At 38.9% G+C, this 12,761-nt stretch carries 18 protein-coding genes; 8 read left to right on the top strand and 10 right to left on the bottom strand.

The window, feature by feature from the left end; genetic code table 11:
* A complete protein-coding gene (locus NMS_RS07615; protein WP_041496167.1) occupies nt 1-753 on the bottom strand; it encodes a lipopolysaccharide kinase InaA family protein in 753 nt (250 codons plus the stop codon).
* Between the two features lie 187 nt (nt 754-940).
* Here NMS_RS07615 and NMS_RS07610 point away from each other — a divergent pair, with 187 nt between their 5' ends.
* The 5 genes from NMS_RS07610 (at nt 941) to NMS_RS07590 (ending at nt 5,490) form a co-directional block, all read left to right on the top strand.
* The gene (locus tag NMS_RS07610) at nt 941-1,588 is read left to right on the top strand and encodes an L-threonylcarbamoyladenylate synthase (protein WP_084217650.1); all 648 of its coding nucleotides are present in this window, start codon (nt 941-943) and stop codon (nt 1,586-1,588) included.
* 4 nt (nt 1,589-1,592) lie between these two features.
* Complete coding sequence (locus tag NMS_RS07605) at nt 1,593-3,017, top strand: CCA tRNA nucleotidyltransferase (RefSeq protein ID WP_041496166.1); 1,425 nt, start codon at nt 1,593-1,595, stop codon at nt 3,015-3,017.
* Between the two features lie 21 nt (nt 3,018-3,038).
* Nucleotides 3,039-3,452, top strand: a complete 414-nt coding sequence (locus tag NMS_RS07600) for a hypothetical protein (RefSeq protein WP_041496165.1) — start codon at nt 3,039-3,041, stop codon at nt 3,450-3,452.
* 140 nt (nt 3,453-3,592) lie between these two features.
* Nucleotides 3,593-4,825, top strand: coding sequence for a peptidase T (pepT, locus tag NMS_RS07595; protein WP_084217648.1), 1,233 nt, complete (start codon nt 3,593-3,595; stop codon nt 4,823-4,825).
* Between the two features lie 68 nt (nt 4,826-4,893).
* Nucleotides 4,894-5,490 (top strand): hypothetical protein, encoded by a 597-nt coding sequence (locus tag NMS_RS07590; protein ID WP_041496163.1) that lies wholly within the window; start codon nt 4,894-4,896, stop codon nt 5,488-5,490.
* A 70-nt stretch (nt 5,491-5,560) separates the two neighbouring features.
* On the opposite strand, the gene NMS_RS07585 is transcribed toward NMS_RS07590, so the two are convergent.
* Entirely contained in the window at nt 5,561-6,640 is a 1,080-nt protein-coding gene (locus tag NMS_RS07585) for a mechanosensitive ion channel family protein (protein WP_041496162.1), read from the bottom strand.
* Nucleotides 6,641-6,822: 182 nt separating this feature from the next.
* On the opposite strand from NMS_RS07585, the gene NMS_RS14105 reads away from it, so the two are divergent.
* A complete protein-coding gene (locus NMS_RS14105; protein ID WP_052476825.1) occupies nt 6,823-7,062 on the top strand; it encodes a DUF1801 domain-containing protein in 240 nt (79 codons plus the stop codon).
* 30 nt (nt 7,063-7,092) lie between these two features.
* Here the strand turns inward: NMS_RS14105 and NMS_RS07575 are convergent, their stop codons facing one another.
* Complete coding sequence (locus NMS_RS07575) at nt 7,093-7,689, bottom strand: DUF4136 domain-containing protein (RefSeq protein ID WP_041496161.1); 597 nt, start codon at nt 7,687-7,689, stop codon at nt 7,093-7,095.
* 431 nt (nt 7,690-8,120) lie between these two features.
* On the opposite strand from NMS_RS07575, the gene NMS_RS07570 reads away from it, so the two are divergent.
* Complete coding sequence (locus NMS_RS07570) at nt 8,121-8,900, top strand: DUF4382 domain-containing protein (RefSeq protein ID WP_041496160.1); 780 nt, start codon at nt 8,121-8,123, stop codon at nt 8,898-8,900.
* 76 nt (nt 8,901-8,976) lie between these two features.
* Here the strand turns inward: NMS_RS07570 and NMS_RS07565 are convergent, their stop codons facing one another.
* From NMS_RS07565 to NMS_RS14080, 5 genes are all read right to left on the bottom strand, one after another.
* Nucleotides 8,977-9,375, bottom strand: coding sequence for a GlcG/HbpS family heme-binding protein (locus tag NMS_RS07565; protein ID WP_041496159.1), 399 nt, complete (start codon nt 9,373-9,375; stop codon nt 8,977-8,979).
* A gap of 48 nt (nt 9,376-9,423) precedes the next feature.
* Nucleotides 9,424-9,717, bottom strand: a complete 294-nt coding sequence (locus tag NMS_RS07560) for a putative quinol monooxygenase (protein ID WP_041496158.1) — start codon at nt 9,715-9,717, stop codon at nt 9,424-9,426.
* A 166-nt stretch (nt 9,718-9,883) separates the two neighbouring features.
* A complete protein-coding gene (locus NMS_RS07555; RefSeq protein ID WP_084217646.1) occupies nt 9,884-10,588 on the bottom strand; it encodes a PA3715 family protein in 705 nt (234 codons plus the stop codon).
* Nucleotides 10,497-10,811, bottom strand: a complete 315-nt coding sequence (locus NMS_RS14085) for an alpha amylase C-terminal domain-containing protein (RefSeq protein WP_052476823.1) — start codon at nt 10,809-10,811, stop codon at nt 10,497-10,499. Before NMS_RS14085 ends, NMS_RS07555 begins: the two co-directional genes overlap by 92 nt.
* 206 nt (nt 10,812-11,017) lie before the next feature.
* Nucleotides 11,018-11,398, bottom strand: a complete 381-nt coding sequence (locus NMS_RS14080; RefSeq protein ID WP_052476822.1) for a hypothetical protein — start codon at nt 11,396-11,398, stop codon at nt 11,018-11,020.
* Between NMS_RS14080 and NMS_RS07545 the strand changes: the two genes are divergently transcribed.
* The gene (locus NMS_RS07545) at nt 11,399-11,896 is read left to right on the top strand and encodes an SRPBCC family protein (protein ID WP_041496156.1); all 498 of its coding nucleotides are present in this window, start codon (nt 11,399-11,401) and stop codon (nt 11,894-11,896) included.
* 67 nt (nt 11,897-11,963) lie between these two features.
* Here the strand turns inward: NMS_RS07545 and yajC are convergent, their stop codons facing one another.
* Both yajC and NMS_RS07535 read right to left on the bottom strand, forming a co-directional pair.
* Entirely contained in the window at nt 11,964-12,260 is a 297-nt protein-coding gene (yajC, locus tag NMS_RS07540; RefSeq protein ID WP_084217644.1) for a preprotein translocase subunit YajC, read from the bottom strand.
* A gap of 9 nt (nt 12,261-12,269) precedes the next feature.
* Nucleotides 12,270-12,737: a DUF1573 domain-containing protein gene (locus tag NMS_RS07535; RefSeq protein WP_041496155.1), complete on the bottom strand. Its 468-nt coding sequence runs from the start codon at nt 12,735-12,737 to the stop codon at nt 12,270-12,272.
* Nucleotides 12,738-12,761 lie beyond the last annotated feature (24 nt).

Genomic DNA, 12,761 nt, shown 5'->3' with positions numbered 1-12,761 from the left:
TTAAGATATTTTTTTCAATCGCTTTTTCCATTTTTTCTTGTTCTGGAAATGGTCTTGAAATGCTTGAACATGATTCCACATGGTATTTATGGTCTCTTCAGGATCTAATTGAGAAAGTCTAGCATACTCTGCTCCCATGATGTCAAACATCCATTTTTGAGGTGATAGACGTTCAAAGTTTTTAAGCCTATCCTTTACAGGAATATCATAAAACTTCATACGATTCAAATCTACCAGATAGAACTTGTACTCATTTCCTGATATTAAAATTAAAGTGTTCCCTGGCGAGTTATCTAGAAAGTAAACATTTGCTTCATGGAGTTGATAAATAAACTGAGTAAAGGCTTTCAAAATCTCCTTCTTATTTTTGATAGTATCGTCAGCAGCTAACTCTCTGAAAGTAAAATCATGTTCTACAAATTCACTAACATAATAACTTTGATGGAACCTCGCTGGACCTATTTCTTCAAGATATGCTAATGGCTCTGGAGTTCCTAAATTTCGAGACTTGAGATAAAGCGCATTAAGGTAAGATCGCTCTGCTTTGGACTTTCTAAAAAATCGATAAACAATACGGTTGATAGCATTTGGAATTTTAAAAGATTTGACAACCAGTTTTCGACCCTCAAACTGTACGATCTTAATCTGATTGCGATCATCACCTAATTTCCTATCAGAATCTTGAAATAATTCTAGGATATTTTGAAACTGCTTTCGCGAAAGCGAATTACTTACAAAATTCTCACTGCTCATAACCCTTCTGAAAATTGAATCGCAAATTAAGTTTTTTATGCTAAAAAAGGACGGATATAACTATAGGAAACATCATAATGGCGAAAGAGATCTCTTGAAAATGATGCCTTAGAACCTAAATTTAAATAGGACTACTAAATCTCAACCAACTTTGCTACTTTGTTGTAAGAACCATTAATTTTGTAGCATGAGCAAAAGCGATAGACATAGTAATAGAAGAGACCAAGTTCGTGGCCGGGAAAACAAAAAGACCAAAGAGCCTAAATTTGACATTCCTAGAAAGTTTGTACAAGAAGCTGTAGCTCATTTAAAAAAGGGAAATACCATTTTGTACCCTACAGATACGATCTATGGTATAGGCTGTGATGCCACCAATTTTGAAGCAGTAGAAAAGATCTATGCTATCAAAGAACGTGACCCTTCTAAGTCGCTTTTGATTCTAGTGGACAGCTTTCCTATGCTCGATCAATATATTGAGGAGGTTCCTGAAATGGCCTGGGAAGTGCTTAAGGTCAACAAAGACCCGCTAACCATCGTTTTTGACCGACCCAAGGGTGTGGCAGAAAACCTGATCGCTAGCGATAATTCCCTTGCCGTTCGTGTCACAAACGATCCTTTGTGCCGGGAAATCATCAGAGGATTGCGCAAACCCATTGTTTCCACTAGCGCAAACATTAGCGGGCACCCATCGCCCGTGCATTTTGAGGATATTTCTAAGGAGCTGTTGGAACGTGTGGACCACGTGGTCGACCTTCCCCTACCAGCAAAAAACCTCAAGCCCAGTGCCATCATGAAGATTTCAAATGACGGCCTTATCAAGATCATTAGAAAATAACCCCATGGCCGATTCATTTTACAAGGAAGCCATCAGTTCCAGTGTCTTCAAAGTGGTAAGTCAAGCCGCTCAAGACATTAATGTTCAGGCCTACGTTATTGGTGGCTTTGTGAGAGACTTTTTACTTGAGCGAGGTAATAAGCAGGATATTGATATTGTAGCAGTAGGGAGTGGTATTGAGCTTGCGGAAAGGACAAAGAAACTACTTACTCAAAGCACAAAAATTAGTGTCTTTAAGAACTATGGTACCGCCATGATTAAGACTAACGATCTTGAACTGGAGTTTGTAGGAGCCCGAAAAGAAAGTTACGACCGCAGTAGCCGCAACCCGATTGTGGAAGATGGAACATTAGAGGATGATCAAAACAGGAGAGACTTTACGATTAATGCCATGGCGTTTTCTTTACAGCCAGATGATTATGGTCGTTTATTAGATCCTTTCCACGGCCTAGAGGATCTAGAAAAGAAAATCATTAGGACACCGCTGGATCCAGACATTACGTACAGCGATGACCCGTTACGCATGTTACGTGCCATACGATTTGCAAGCCAGTTGGATTTTGTGATTGAGCCTGCGTCTTTCGCAAGCATTAAAAAGAACGCCTATCGCATCCATATTATTTCCAATGAGCGTATTGTTACAGAACTGAATAAAATTATGCTGTGTGATGCACCGTCCCATGGTTTTTTACTCTTAGAAAAATCTGGATTATTAGAATTGATTTTACCTGAATTGACCGCGTTAAAAGGCATTGAAGAAATTGAAGGTCAAACACACAAGGATAATTTTTATCATACTCTCGAAGTCGTTGATAATATATCAAAAAACACAGATGACTTGTGGCTGCGCTGGGCAGCAATGTTTCACGATATAGGTAAGGCACCTACTAAGCGATTCAGTAAGAAAGTAGGCTGGACATTTCATGGTCATGAATTCAAGGGCTCTAAAATGGTGTTCCATTTGTTCAAAAGGCTGCGCATGCCGTTGAATGAAAAAATGAAATTTGTTCAAAAAATGGTACGCATGTCCTCGCGACCTATAGCGGTTATTGATGAAGCTGCTACGGATAGTGCCGTGCGCAGGCTGGTTCACGATGCCGGAGATCATATTGAGGATTTAATGACTTTATGTGAGGCTGACATCACCACTAAAAACCCAAAGCGCTTCAAAAAATACCACAGCAACTTTCAAAAAGTACGCGATAAAATAGTCGAGGTCGAGGAACGTGATCATGTGCGTAATTTCCAGCCACCAGTGAGTGGAGAGGAGATTATGAAAACTTTCAATCTACAGCCTTGTCGAGAAATAGGCATCATCAAATCAGTGATTAAAGAGGCTATATTAGACGGAGATATTCCTAATGAGCACGACGCTGCACGTGCACTGATGCTTGAAAAAGGCAGAGAGTTAGGGCTTACTATCGCCTGATTTTTTACTATATTTAAATACATGAGAACTATAACACTCTTTTTGCTTGCCGTAATCTCCTGTATAGCTGCAGTAGGTCAACAATTACCTCAATCTGCTTCAAATCAGTCACAGAGCATTACGTCTTCAGTCAACTATCAGCCGCAATCAATTGTTACAGTACCATTAAAGCCTACCACGGCTATACCTGCAAACTGGCAACCTATTAAAGTCAACATTCAGACCTTTTCCATGCAATCATCCATTCAGCTATCTCAACTTGATGATTACTCAGATCAGCTTTCAAAAATGTATGAAAATGTAGTGATCAATTTTACGGAGTTGGATAAATATGCATTAAAGTACAAATACAAAAACAGAGCTTTATACGAGGCTGGAAACAACACCATTTTTTCTCAAGTAGAAAACCCATTTGCACGCAATACTCAATTTTAATGATGGAGTGTGTGTCGCTATTCCGCTTTCGCGAAAGCGGAACCTACTACAAAATATTCGAATCAATTTAAGATCCTACTAGGGATAAAATGCTCTTGTAATCCCTATCTTTCCTCAAATAATTCCCAGTTCAAAAAATCATGACGCACCAAGAAATCACCGAAAGATTTATAAGTTACATCACCATTGATACAGAGTCAGATCCTGCCAGCGATACAACACCTAGCACAGAGAAACAATGGGATCTTGCCCGTAAATTGTATCAAGAATTGATCGATATGGGAATGAGTGATGTGAGTATTGATGATCATGCTTATATCATGGCAACGCTGCCCAGCAACGTGAGCCACGATGTGCCCGTTATCGGTTTTATTTCCCATTTTGATAGCACCCCAGATTTTACGGGAAAAAATATCAAGCCGCAGATTATCAAGAATTATGATGGTGGTGATATTCCACTTAAAGGGAGCGATTTGATTTTATCTCCTGATTATTTTGAGGATTTAAAGCAATATAAAGGTCAAACCATCATTACCACAGACGGTACGACACTCCTCGCTGCTGATGATAAGGCTGGAATCACAGAAATCATGACTGCCGTAAAACACTTGATCGACAATCCTCAAATTAAACATGGGGCGATAAAAGTCGGCTTCACTCCAGATGAAGAAATAGGTCGCGGTGCCCATAAATTTGATGTGGAAAAGTTTGACGCAGATTGGGCGTATACCATGGACGGTAGCCAAATAGGCGAGTTAGAATATGAGAACTTCAATGCTGCTGGAGCCGTAGTAACTTTCCATGGCAAAATAGTTCATCCAGGTTATGCTAAAGGTAAAATGGTGAACTCCATGTACATTGCTACTGAATTTGTAGATTCCTTACCTAGACTGGAAACCCCAGAACATACGGAAGGATATCAAGGTTTCTTTCACTTGCACAACATGAAAGGTGCAGTTGAAAAAACAGAACTTCACTATATCATTCGCGATCACGATAAGAATCATTTTGATGCTCGTAAAGAAGTCCTTTATAAATTGGTCGCTGACATGAACGCACAATACGAGCGTGAAGTAGTCAGTATAGAAATCAAGGATCAGTACTTCAATATGAAGGAAAAAGTAGAGCCCGTAATGCATATTGTAAACATTGCAGAGCAAGCCATGAAAGATTTAGATATTGAACCGCTCATTAAACCCATACGTGGTGGGACAGACGGTTCTCAATTGAGTTACATGGGATTACCTTGTCCTAACATTTTTGCAGGTGGACACAACTTCCACGGGCCTTATGAATATGTACCGGTAGAAAGCATGATTGCTGCCAGTAAGGTGATCGTTCGTATTGCGGAATTGGTAGCTATTGCTAGATAAAAGCATTTTAAAACATCAAAACGCAACGTTTCTATTTTTTTTGCATCTTAGCAGTATAAAACCAATCCATGAAAAATACATTCCTTGCACTTCTCGTGCTATTCACATCAACCGCAGCTTTTGCGCAAGAAGAAGACTTAACTGACAGTCAAAAACGACTTGATTCCTTTAATGAGGTTAAGAAACACGAGGTAAGCCTTGATGTTGTCGCTGCTATTGCAGGTTTGGGGATCAATCCGCGTTATGAATATGTTTTAGGCCGACACTCTGGTGTTGGAGTAGACCTCAATATTGGAATCATGGATAGCGAAGACATTGACTATGTTGAAACCTTCAGCATTACTCCTTACTACAGGCAGTATTTTTTCTCAAAAGAAGATTATGGCGCAAAGGGATTCTATGGTGAAGGATTTTTAAAAGCACATTCCTTTGAGGATTCCTACTTCGTTTTTGCTTCAGAATCTAATAGTTCTGAAGTCACAGAAAATTATTTTGATGTAGCATTAGGAGTGGGTATAGGCTGGAAATGGGTGAGCGACAGTGGTTTCTTGATCGATGTTGGTTTCGGGATAGGTCGCAACTTAGGTCTAGCAGATGATCCAGCAGACTATGAATTACCAGAAGTAACCGGCCGTGGCGGTGTCAACTTCGGGTGGAGATTTTAGAAATTATAATTTGAGTCAATAAGAAAAACGAGCCCTAGGGCTCGTTTTTTATGTATTAAAAGAAAATAGATTATTCTGTGTACTTGGAGTCGCCTTCTCGGTCTTCCTTGTCCAGTGCCTGCTTGGTACTCACTTTATCTGCATTTTTATCAGTGTAGTCCTCCTGTTCTTTTTTCTTTGACTTTTCTTTTTGCTGGTTTTCATCATCTTTGATGACATCGGCATTTTTACGATCCGCTCGTTTTTGGGCTTCTTTTACATCATGCGCATCTCGCACTTGTACCATTGTTGGGAACGGTAAATTTATGCCCTCATCATCCAGCGTATGTTGCGTTTTGACAATGACCTCGCTAAAGGTTTTTACCACATTGCCGCGTTTTGAGTCTGTCCACCAACGCATACGAATCGTTAGCCAGCTATCGGCTTGATCCCAGTTGAGAATATCTATAGGTTTATCCTGTGCAATTCCTTCTATACTTTGCAGTGTCTCGCGTATGATTTTCACAGCTTTTTCATAAGGCTGATCATAACCCAATCCTAGATCATATTGAGACCTTACATAATTATGAGCGGTTATGACTTTCACCGCGTTAGTATAAATATCATTGTTAGGAACGACAATGTCGATACCATCATAGGTAGTAATCACTGTGGCACGGGTTTCAATGCGATCCACGCGACCTTTCATTCCATTAACCTCAATCTCATCTCCTATTCTAAAAGGTTGACGAGTCAAGATCAAAATACCTGCAAGCCAGTTTTGAAGAATATCTTGAAAAGCAAACCCTATGGCAACACTACTCACGCCCAATCCACCAATCAAGTCACCAAAACTGAGGCTGGGCGCAATAATCGTTATACATACTGCAAAACCAAATATGACCAGAATCCATTTGGTAAAACTTCCCAGAACTTCCCCAAAATTGGATCTATTTCTATTCCTTAATTGTTTGCGCACTACTCCACCTATCCAACCGGCCAAGTAAAGAATGGCTATGAATAGACCTATAGCGATAAGAACGTTAGGTAAAATCCTTACGAAACCATCTAACCAAGTATCTATTTTCTCAATAAAATTCCCTGGATTGACATCGATCTCTCCTTCAACATCAGGTTTTTGTTCAAGTACGTCTTGTAATAGTGTTAGCATTATCTAAAATTTTGCTCAAAGTAATCCATTCAAAAACCCTCTTTTCTTAATTCTGACGGAATAAACATATTTTTAACGACATCATGAAAGCAAAAGTCAGTACAACTAGAGCATATATAGAGCTTCACGTAAAATGGGAGTCACAACTATAGTCTGTTGCAGATCTTCTCAGCAATCTATCATTGAAAGAAGAAATAAAATGGGGAGCACCTTGCTATACGAGCAATGGCAAAAACATTGTTGGATTGGCAGCTTTCAAAAATCACTGTGCCATCTGGTTTCATCAAGGAAGCTTGCTGGAAGATCCACACCACATCTTAATCAACGCGCAACCTGGAAAAACGAAAATGTTGAGGCAAGTTCGCTTTCGCGAAAGCGAAACAACCATACACATTAATACAAACAAAAAAAGACCGATTTGAATCGGTCTCTACTTTTTGATATGATTGTAATTAATTATTCATCAAGGGGTATTCCTCGAAAATAGCATTCACCAAATTAGTTAAGGCGACGGTAGTACTACTATCATAAATACTAGTACTGCTGATGCCTTTCCATACGGTCTCACGAGACTCACGATCAACTAATTGGACAATCAGAGTTCCATCCTTATACTGGTAGGTATCTGTATCATATCCCACCACTGTTGGGTAGGTAGAATATCCACGGTAGTAATAATTATTATAATAAGGGTTTACATTTAATCCAGGACGGTTGTAAAACCCATATCTAGCATATACTGGATCCGTATCAGTTTCAGTTTGTTGGTTTACTTTAGTACTCACTAAAACCAATAAATCAGGATTCGATCGGTCTAGTTCATATCCTGCATCCATCATTTTATCATTAACCTGTTGCAATACCATAGCATTCACACTATCTGCGCTAAAAGAATTTTCAGGCATGTCAATAGCTGCATTAGGTAAATAAGCAAATGTGGAATATTTCTTAAGACTGTCATTAGTCGGCTTAGTGGTCGTAACTGCTGGACCACAGCTGTAGATTCCGGTGGCGACAGCAATTAAGAGTAATGTTTTTAAATAGTTCATGGTATGTATTTTCGTTTAATATAAAAGAGTGACCTGTTTATTATTCTTACAAAAAACTAAATTTTATAAAGATTAACGCGCTCTGACTTGGTTTTGATTTTTAATTAAGAAAACCTAGGGTTGATAGATTATCCTTGATAGAGGTTGTTACTGGTTTAATTGCAAACTGTTGAGAAAATTGAACAGCTCTTTTCAGGTTCCAGGCGGGCAGTTCATCTGTATTCTTAATTACACTTTCTTCATTTCAATGATATTTTGAAGCAGCTGAGACCTCTCGTTAGGAGTAATGTTTCACTGGTTTAGTCCATAAAAACAGGTCGCAAATCTTTGTTAATACCTTCTGTAATCAAGGTTAAAAATGGGGTTTGAGCAACAAGAAAAAAATATATTCGTTGAATAGTGTAACCCTAAAATAACCTAAAACCCTAATTATGAAAAAGTACCTAAGTATTTTGATGTGTACCATTCTAACGGTATCTCTATTTTCCTGTAGCGATAGCGATGACAGTACACAACCCGCCCGGGTAAGCATTCGACTTGTGGATGCTCCTGGTGATTATGACAATGTTTTTATTGACATTCAGGATGTCATGATTAAGTATAATGATGATGGCGATGAAGAAGTCGAGATAGGAGCTGTCAACACAGGTGTTTATGACCTATTAGAATTAACAGGTGGCGCCAGCGTCATTCTAGCAGATGATGAAATTCCAGCAGGAAGAATCAGCCAAATAAGACTTGTATTGGGCGATGACAATACGGTTGTAGTTGATGGTCAGACGTTCCCGCTTTCCACTCCTAGCGCTCAACAATCTGGACTGAAATTGAATGTCAACCAAGATCTAGAAGGCGGGATTTTTTATGAGTTCATCCTTGATTTTGATGCGGACAAATCTATTGTTCAACAAGGCAATGGAGGATACTCTTTAAAGCCCGTGATTAGAACGGAATTGGTAGCTCAAACTGGTGCCATTTCCGGTACTGTTGTTCCTACTACCGTACAAACCCTGGTCACAGCAACAGATGGTGTCAATACCATTTCTACCTTTACCAATTCATTAGGTGAATATAGATTGAGTGGAGTTCCTGAAGGAACCTACACGGTAACATTAGAGCCTGATGCTACAGCTGGTCTTCAAACAGCTACCATTGCTGATGTTCAAGTAACCGTGGGACAAGTAACAGCAGTGGGTGAAACCCAATTGAATTAAGGCAAGACTCGAAAATTCAATAACTCAAAAGCCCTCCTAAATTAGGAGGGCTTTTATAGTTAGAAGAGTCGTTAAATTAAATAGCTGAAGCTCCTGCTGCTGCCACCTCATGGTCATTCTCTACAGAGCTACCACTAACGCCTACCGCGCCGATGATGGTTCCATCTTTATCTGTCATGGGAATTCCTCCTGGGAAAGAAATTAAACCACCGTTGGAATGCTCAATATTAAACAGTGATTCTCCTGGTTGTGACAATTTTCCTATCTCGCCAGATGGCATGTCAAAGAATCTTGCAGTTTTGGCCTTTTTCAATGCAATATCTGCACTTCCTAACCAGGCACCATCCATGCGGACAAATGCGACCTGATTTGCTCCTGCGTCAACAACACAGATGTTCATTTTAGTATTCAGTTCTTTAGCTTTAGCCATTGCTTTTTCAATAACGGCTTGGGCTTGTTTTAATGTGATATTCATAGCTTCTTTTTGTTTTTGGAGTAAATTTTGATCGTTACTTGTGCTTTTCTACTTTGCAGAAAGTATGTCGATCTTCTTAATATCTGGAGCTTGAGTCAAAAGTTCATCTGCTTTCCCCATTAAGGCTTTGGCGATCTCTCCGTTCAAGTGTGCCTCTCTGCCAGATTCATCTTCAAACGAATCAAAGATTCCAAAAGTGGTCGTGTCAATCTGAAAACTGTACCATGTCAAAGTCTTCTCCTCCTTTTTAGCAAGATCAACGGCTCCTTTAATAAAGTTTTTTACAGTTTCTGCCTGTTCTGGTTTGGCATGTAATGTGGCTAATAATCCTAAGTTTTTCATGTCTTTATCTTTTTTATTAAGATAAAGGATCTATACAGCCTAAGTAGCAAGCTTGTGGGAAGTTTAACTTGATTGAAGTTTATAGCAAGATCGATGTGAAAATTACCATTCCAGATTTTATCTAAATTTTACGTGGCAATTAAAATTGATTTCAAGTCTCTGCTAGTTAGTTGGATTGAACGTACTGACCATTTTTAAATGTCAATACCTCTGTGCTTTCCGATGTTTCAGTAACCTCTTCCACTCCATCCACAAATTCTATTTTTCGCATAGTTTTAATAATCTGTAGATTATCGAGAGTTTGGTTAGACTTAATAGTTTCAATCGCTCCAATGATCTCTTCGAACTCTCCATCTCCCGTTCCATTTGTTTCTCCTCTGTACTGATAAATTATATAATCGTTCAAAACTCGCTCCAGCGTATCTTCTTTAATTATAAATAAACTTAGGTTTTTAGAAGAATATGGATTTGCTCTACTTTGGACATAATAGTCAATTAGAATTCCAAAAACCTTGTATTCGTTTGATATTTGATAGGGTTCAAACAAAATTTCTATAGCTTCAATACCTATAGCATCACTAAACCATTCCTCTTTTCTTGAAAACCTTGATTTTATAGATCCATCGTTTCTATCAACAATGAGTACATGCGAATGGTAAATAGCATATTGCTCTCCTTGTTCTGCTATTTCCGGAAAAACAAGAATAGCTTCCGAGTCAGAAATAACCATTTCAGACAGAAATCGCATCTCTACATTTTCTACCTTAATCTCCAGTTGATTAAGTACCTCCTCTAAAAGTTCTGATGAACTCATTTGAGCCGAAGCAGTTGACGCAAAAAGTAATATGGTTATGAATAGCAAAAATTTCATGAGTTTTAAATTTACTAATTAAATGTGATTCCCCCTCCAAAGGCGGCAAATCCAATTCCACGCATTGATTGTGGTATTGCCAATTTTCTTTTTGAGCAGAAAATGATTTTTTCACCTTAAAATCACTAGCGCCATATTCAGTGGTATTGCTTTTGAAAAGCAATTTGTAATTGCCTGCTTCTGGCAATCCTATGCTGTAGTTTTCTCGCGGTACTCGTGTCATGTTGCAAACGACGACTACTTTAGAATCTTTTTCCTTTACGCAAATAACTGATCACGCTATTCGCTGCATCTTCATGAGAGATCCATTCAAAACCTGCCACAGCAAATTGCAACTCATGTAGTGCAGACTCTTCTTGTTCAACTTATTCAAGTCAGTAATGGTGGCTATGATTCCCTTATGATCAGCAAGCTCTGTCAGGTGCCAGTCTAGGCTGCCATTGATTTCCACTCTTCATGCTGGCCAAATTCTGATCCCATCATCAGCAAATTACCACCCAGATGCGTAAACATAGAAGTATATAAAAATCGCAGGTTGGCAAACTTTTGCCAAGAATCGCCTGGCATTCTACCTATAATGGAACTTTTTCCATAAACCACCTCATCATGCGATAAGGGCAACATGAAATTATCTGTAAACGTATAGGTCATGGAGGTAAATTTGCTAACCTTGGGAAAGCTGGTACTCTCCTCTACTATGGTTTGTGTGTCTGGATAGTTAGGATATACTGCTTCATTCATTTCTCTCAAGAATACCATGACTTCTAGATTCTCATAACTACCGTTCCTAGTATCTTTATAAAAAAGCAAATGCCAAAGATCGTTCTAGAAACTCATGTTGAAGCACCAATTGAATTAGTTTTTGATCTGGCTCGAAGTATAGATCTTCATCAAAATTCGCTAAAACACACTTATGAAAAAGCCATCGCAGGTAGAATTACCGGGCTGGTGGAGGAAGGTGAAACGGTTACTTGGCAAGCGACGCATTTTGGTATCAAGCAACAATTGACCAGTCTGATTACAGAGGTTCAACCACATCACTTTTTTGCAGACGAGATGGTGTCTGGAGCATTTAAAAGATTTAGACATGAACATCATTTTATCTCCTCCAGCAATGGTACAATGATTATGAAAGATGTTTTTGATTACGACTCGCCATTGGGGATTATAGGGAAAATAGCCGACTCGCTTTTTCTCAAAAAATATATGAGTCAATTATTAGAGCATCGCAACGCAATTTTGAAAAAAACTGCCGAAGGTGAGGATTGGAAGTCTATCAACGGCATGTGCGCTTCCTATTCGAACTGAGTTGACAGAATTTGCCAAATAAAAAAGCCCTTGATTTCTCAAGGGCTTTCTGGTAAATTTTAGACGATTACTTTTTCTCGTCTGGAGTATTTAATTTCTTAGTGAGCTCTACTGAAACTGCAGATCGCTCAAAGAGCATTTTACCAGCTCCTGTTTCAACCATCACCGTTCCTTTATCGGCATTGATTTGATTCACTTTGCCGTGAATACCGCTAGACATAATCACACGGTCTCCTACTTTCAATGACTCTGCAAATTGTTTTTCTTCTTTTCTTCTTTTAGACTGTGGCCTAATGATCAAGAAATAAAAAACAATCACGATAAGTATATAAGGTGCAAACCCTATAATCTGATTCATATCCATAATGACAAATTAGGCGTTAGGAGTAGCTCCACCTTTAGGAGATACATAACCCTTAATGACGATCATTTCTTGACCAGCTTCCGTATTGGTTTTGATAGTCACCGTTTTGCTTTGAGCATCTGGCTTACCACTAGTATTGAATTTTACTAGCATAGTTCCTTCTTCTCCTGGTGCCACTGGCTCTTTAGTCCATGTAGGAACCGTACAACCACAGCTACCTTTTGCGTTTACGATGATCAAAGGAGAGTTTCCTGTGTTTTTGAATGTGTATTCCTTCTCTACTACAGTACCTTCAGTGACCGTTCCAAAATCATATTCTGGCTCGTTAAAAGTCATTACTGGGAAATCAGCCTTTACAGACTCACGATTAGCCGCAGCAGTTAAGTTTGCCTCGTCAATTTTAGCAGAAGCATTCTCGTTACAACTTGTTAGTGACATCGCAGCTACTGCTGCAAAAATTAAAACAATTTTTTTCATTTTCTTAAATTTTTAAGCGCCTCA

Origin of the sequence: Nonlabens marinus S1-08, from assembly GCF_000831385.1 — a bacterium.
In the GTDB taxonomy this organism is placed as follows: Bacteria; Bacteroidota; Bacteroidia; order Flavobacteriales; family Flavobacteriaceae; genus Nonlabens; species Nonlabens marinus.
Note: the sequence above shows the minus strand (reverse complement) of the source record. Positions and strands in the feature narration are given on the sequence as shown.

Excerpts from the sequence above, each read along its gene's own strand:
- NMS_RS07610 (WP_084217650.1), top strand. The coding sequence starts at position 941 with ATGAGCAAAAGCGATAGACATAGTAATAGAAGAGACCAAGTTCGTGGC.
- NMS_RS07545 (WP_041496156.1), top strand. The coding sequence starts at position 11,399 with ATGCCAAAGATCGTTCTAGAAACTCATGTTGAAGCACCAATTGAATTA.
- NMS_RS07535 (WP_041496155.1), bottom strand. The coding sequence starts at position 12,737 with ATGAAAAAAATTGTTTTAATTTTTGCAGCAGTAGCTGCGATGTCACTA.
- NMS_RS07565 (WP_041496159.1), bottom strand. The coding sequence starts at position 9,375 with ATGAATATCACATTAAAACAAGCCCAAGCCGTTATTGAAAAAGCAATG.
- NMS_RS07585 (WP_041496162.1), bottom strand. The coding sequence starts at position 6,640 with ATGCTAACACTATTACAAGACGTACTTGAACAAAAACCTGATGTTGAA.
- NMS_RS07570 (WP_041496160.1), top strand. The coding sequence starts at position 8,121 with ATGAAAAAGTACCTAAGTATTTTGATGTGTACCATTCTAACGGTATCT.
- NMS_RS07560 (WP_041496158.1), bottom strand. The coding sequence starts at position 9,717 with ATGAAAAACTTAGGATTATTAGCCACATTACATGCCAAACCAGAACAG.
- NMS_RS07600 (WP_041496165.1), top strand. The coding sequence starts at position 3,039 with ATGAGAACTATAACACTCTTTTTGCTTGCCGTAATCTCCTGTATAGCT.
- pepT (WP_084217648.1), top strand. The coding sequence starts at position 3,593 with ATGACGCACCAAGAAATCACCGAAAGATTTATAAGTTACATCACCATT.
- yajC (WP_084217644.1), bottom strand. The coding sequence starts at position 12,260 with ATGGATATGAATCAGATTATAGGGTTTGCACCTTATATACTTATCGTG.
- NMS_RS07575 (WP_041496161.1), bottom strand. The coding sequence starts at position 7,689 with ATGAACTATTTAAAAACATTACTCTTAATTGCTGTCGCCACCGGAATC.
- NMS_RS07555 (WP_084217646.1), bottom strand. The coding sequence starts at position 10,588 with ATGAAATTTTTGCTATTCATAACCATATTACTTTTTGCGTCAACTGCT.
- NMS_RS07605 (WP_041496166.1), top strand. The coding sequence starts at position 1,593 with ATGGCCGATTCATTTTACAAGGAAGCCATCAGTTCCAGTGTCTTCAAA.
- NMS_RS07590 (WP_041496163.1), top strand. The coding sequence starts at position 4,894 with ATGAAAAATACATTCCTTGCACTTCTCGTGCTATTCACATCAACCGCA.
- NMS_RS07615 (WP_041496167.1), bottom strand. The coding sequence starts at position 753 with ATGAGCAGTGAGAATTTTGTAAGTAATTCGCTTTCGCGAAAGCAGTTT.
- NMS_RS14085 (WP_052476823.1), bottom strand. The coding sequence starts at position 10,811 with ATGACACGAGTACCGCGAGAAAACTACAGCATAGGATTGCCAGAAGCA.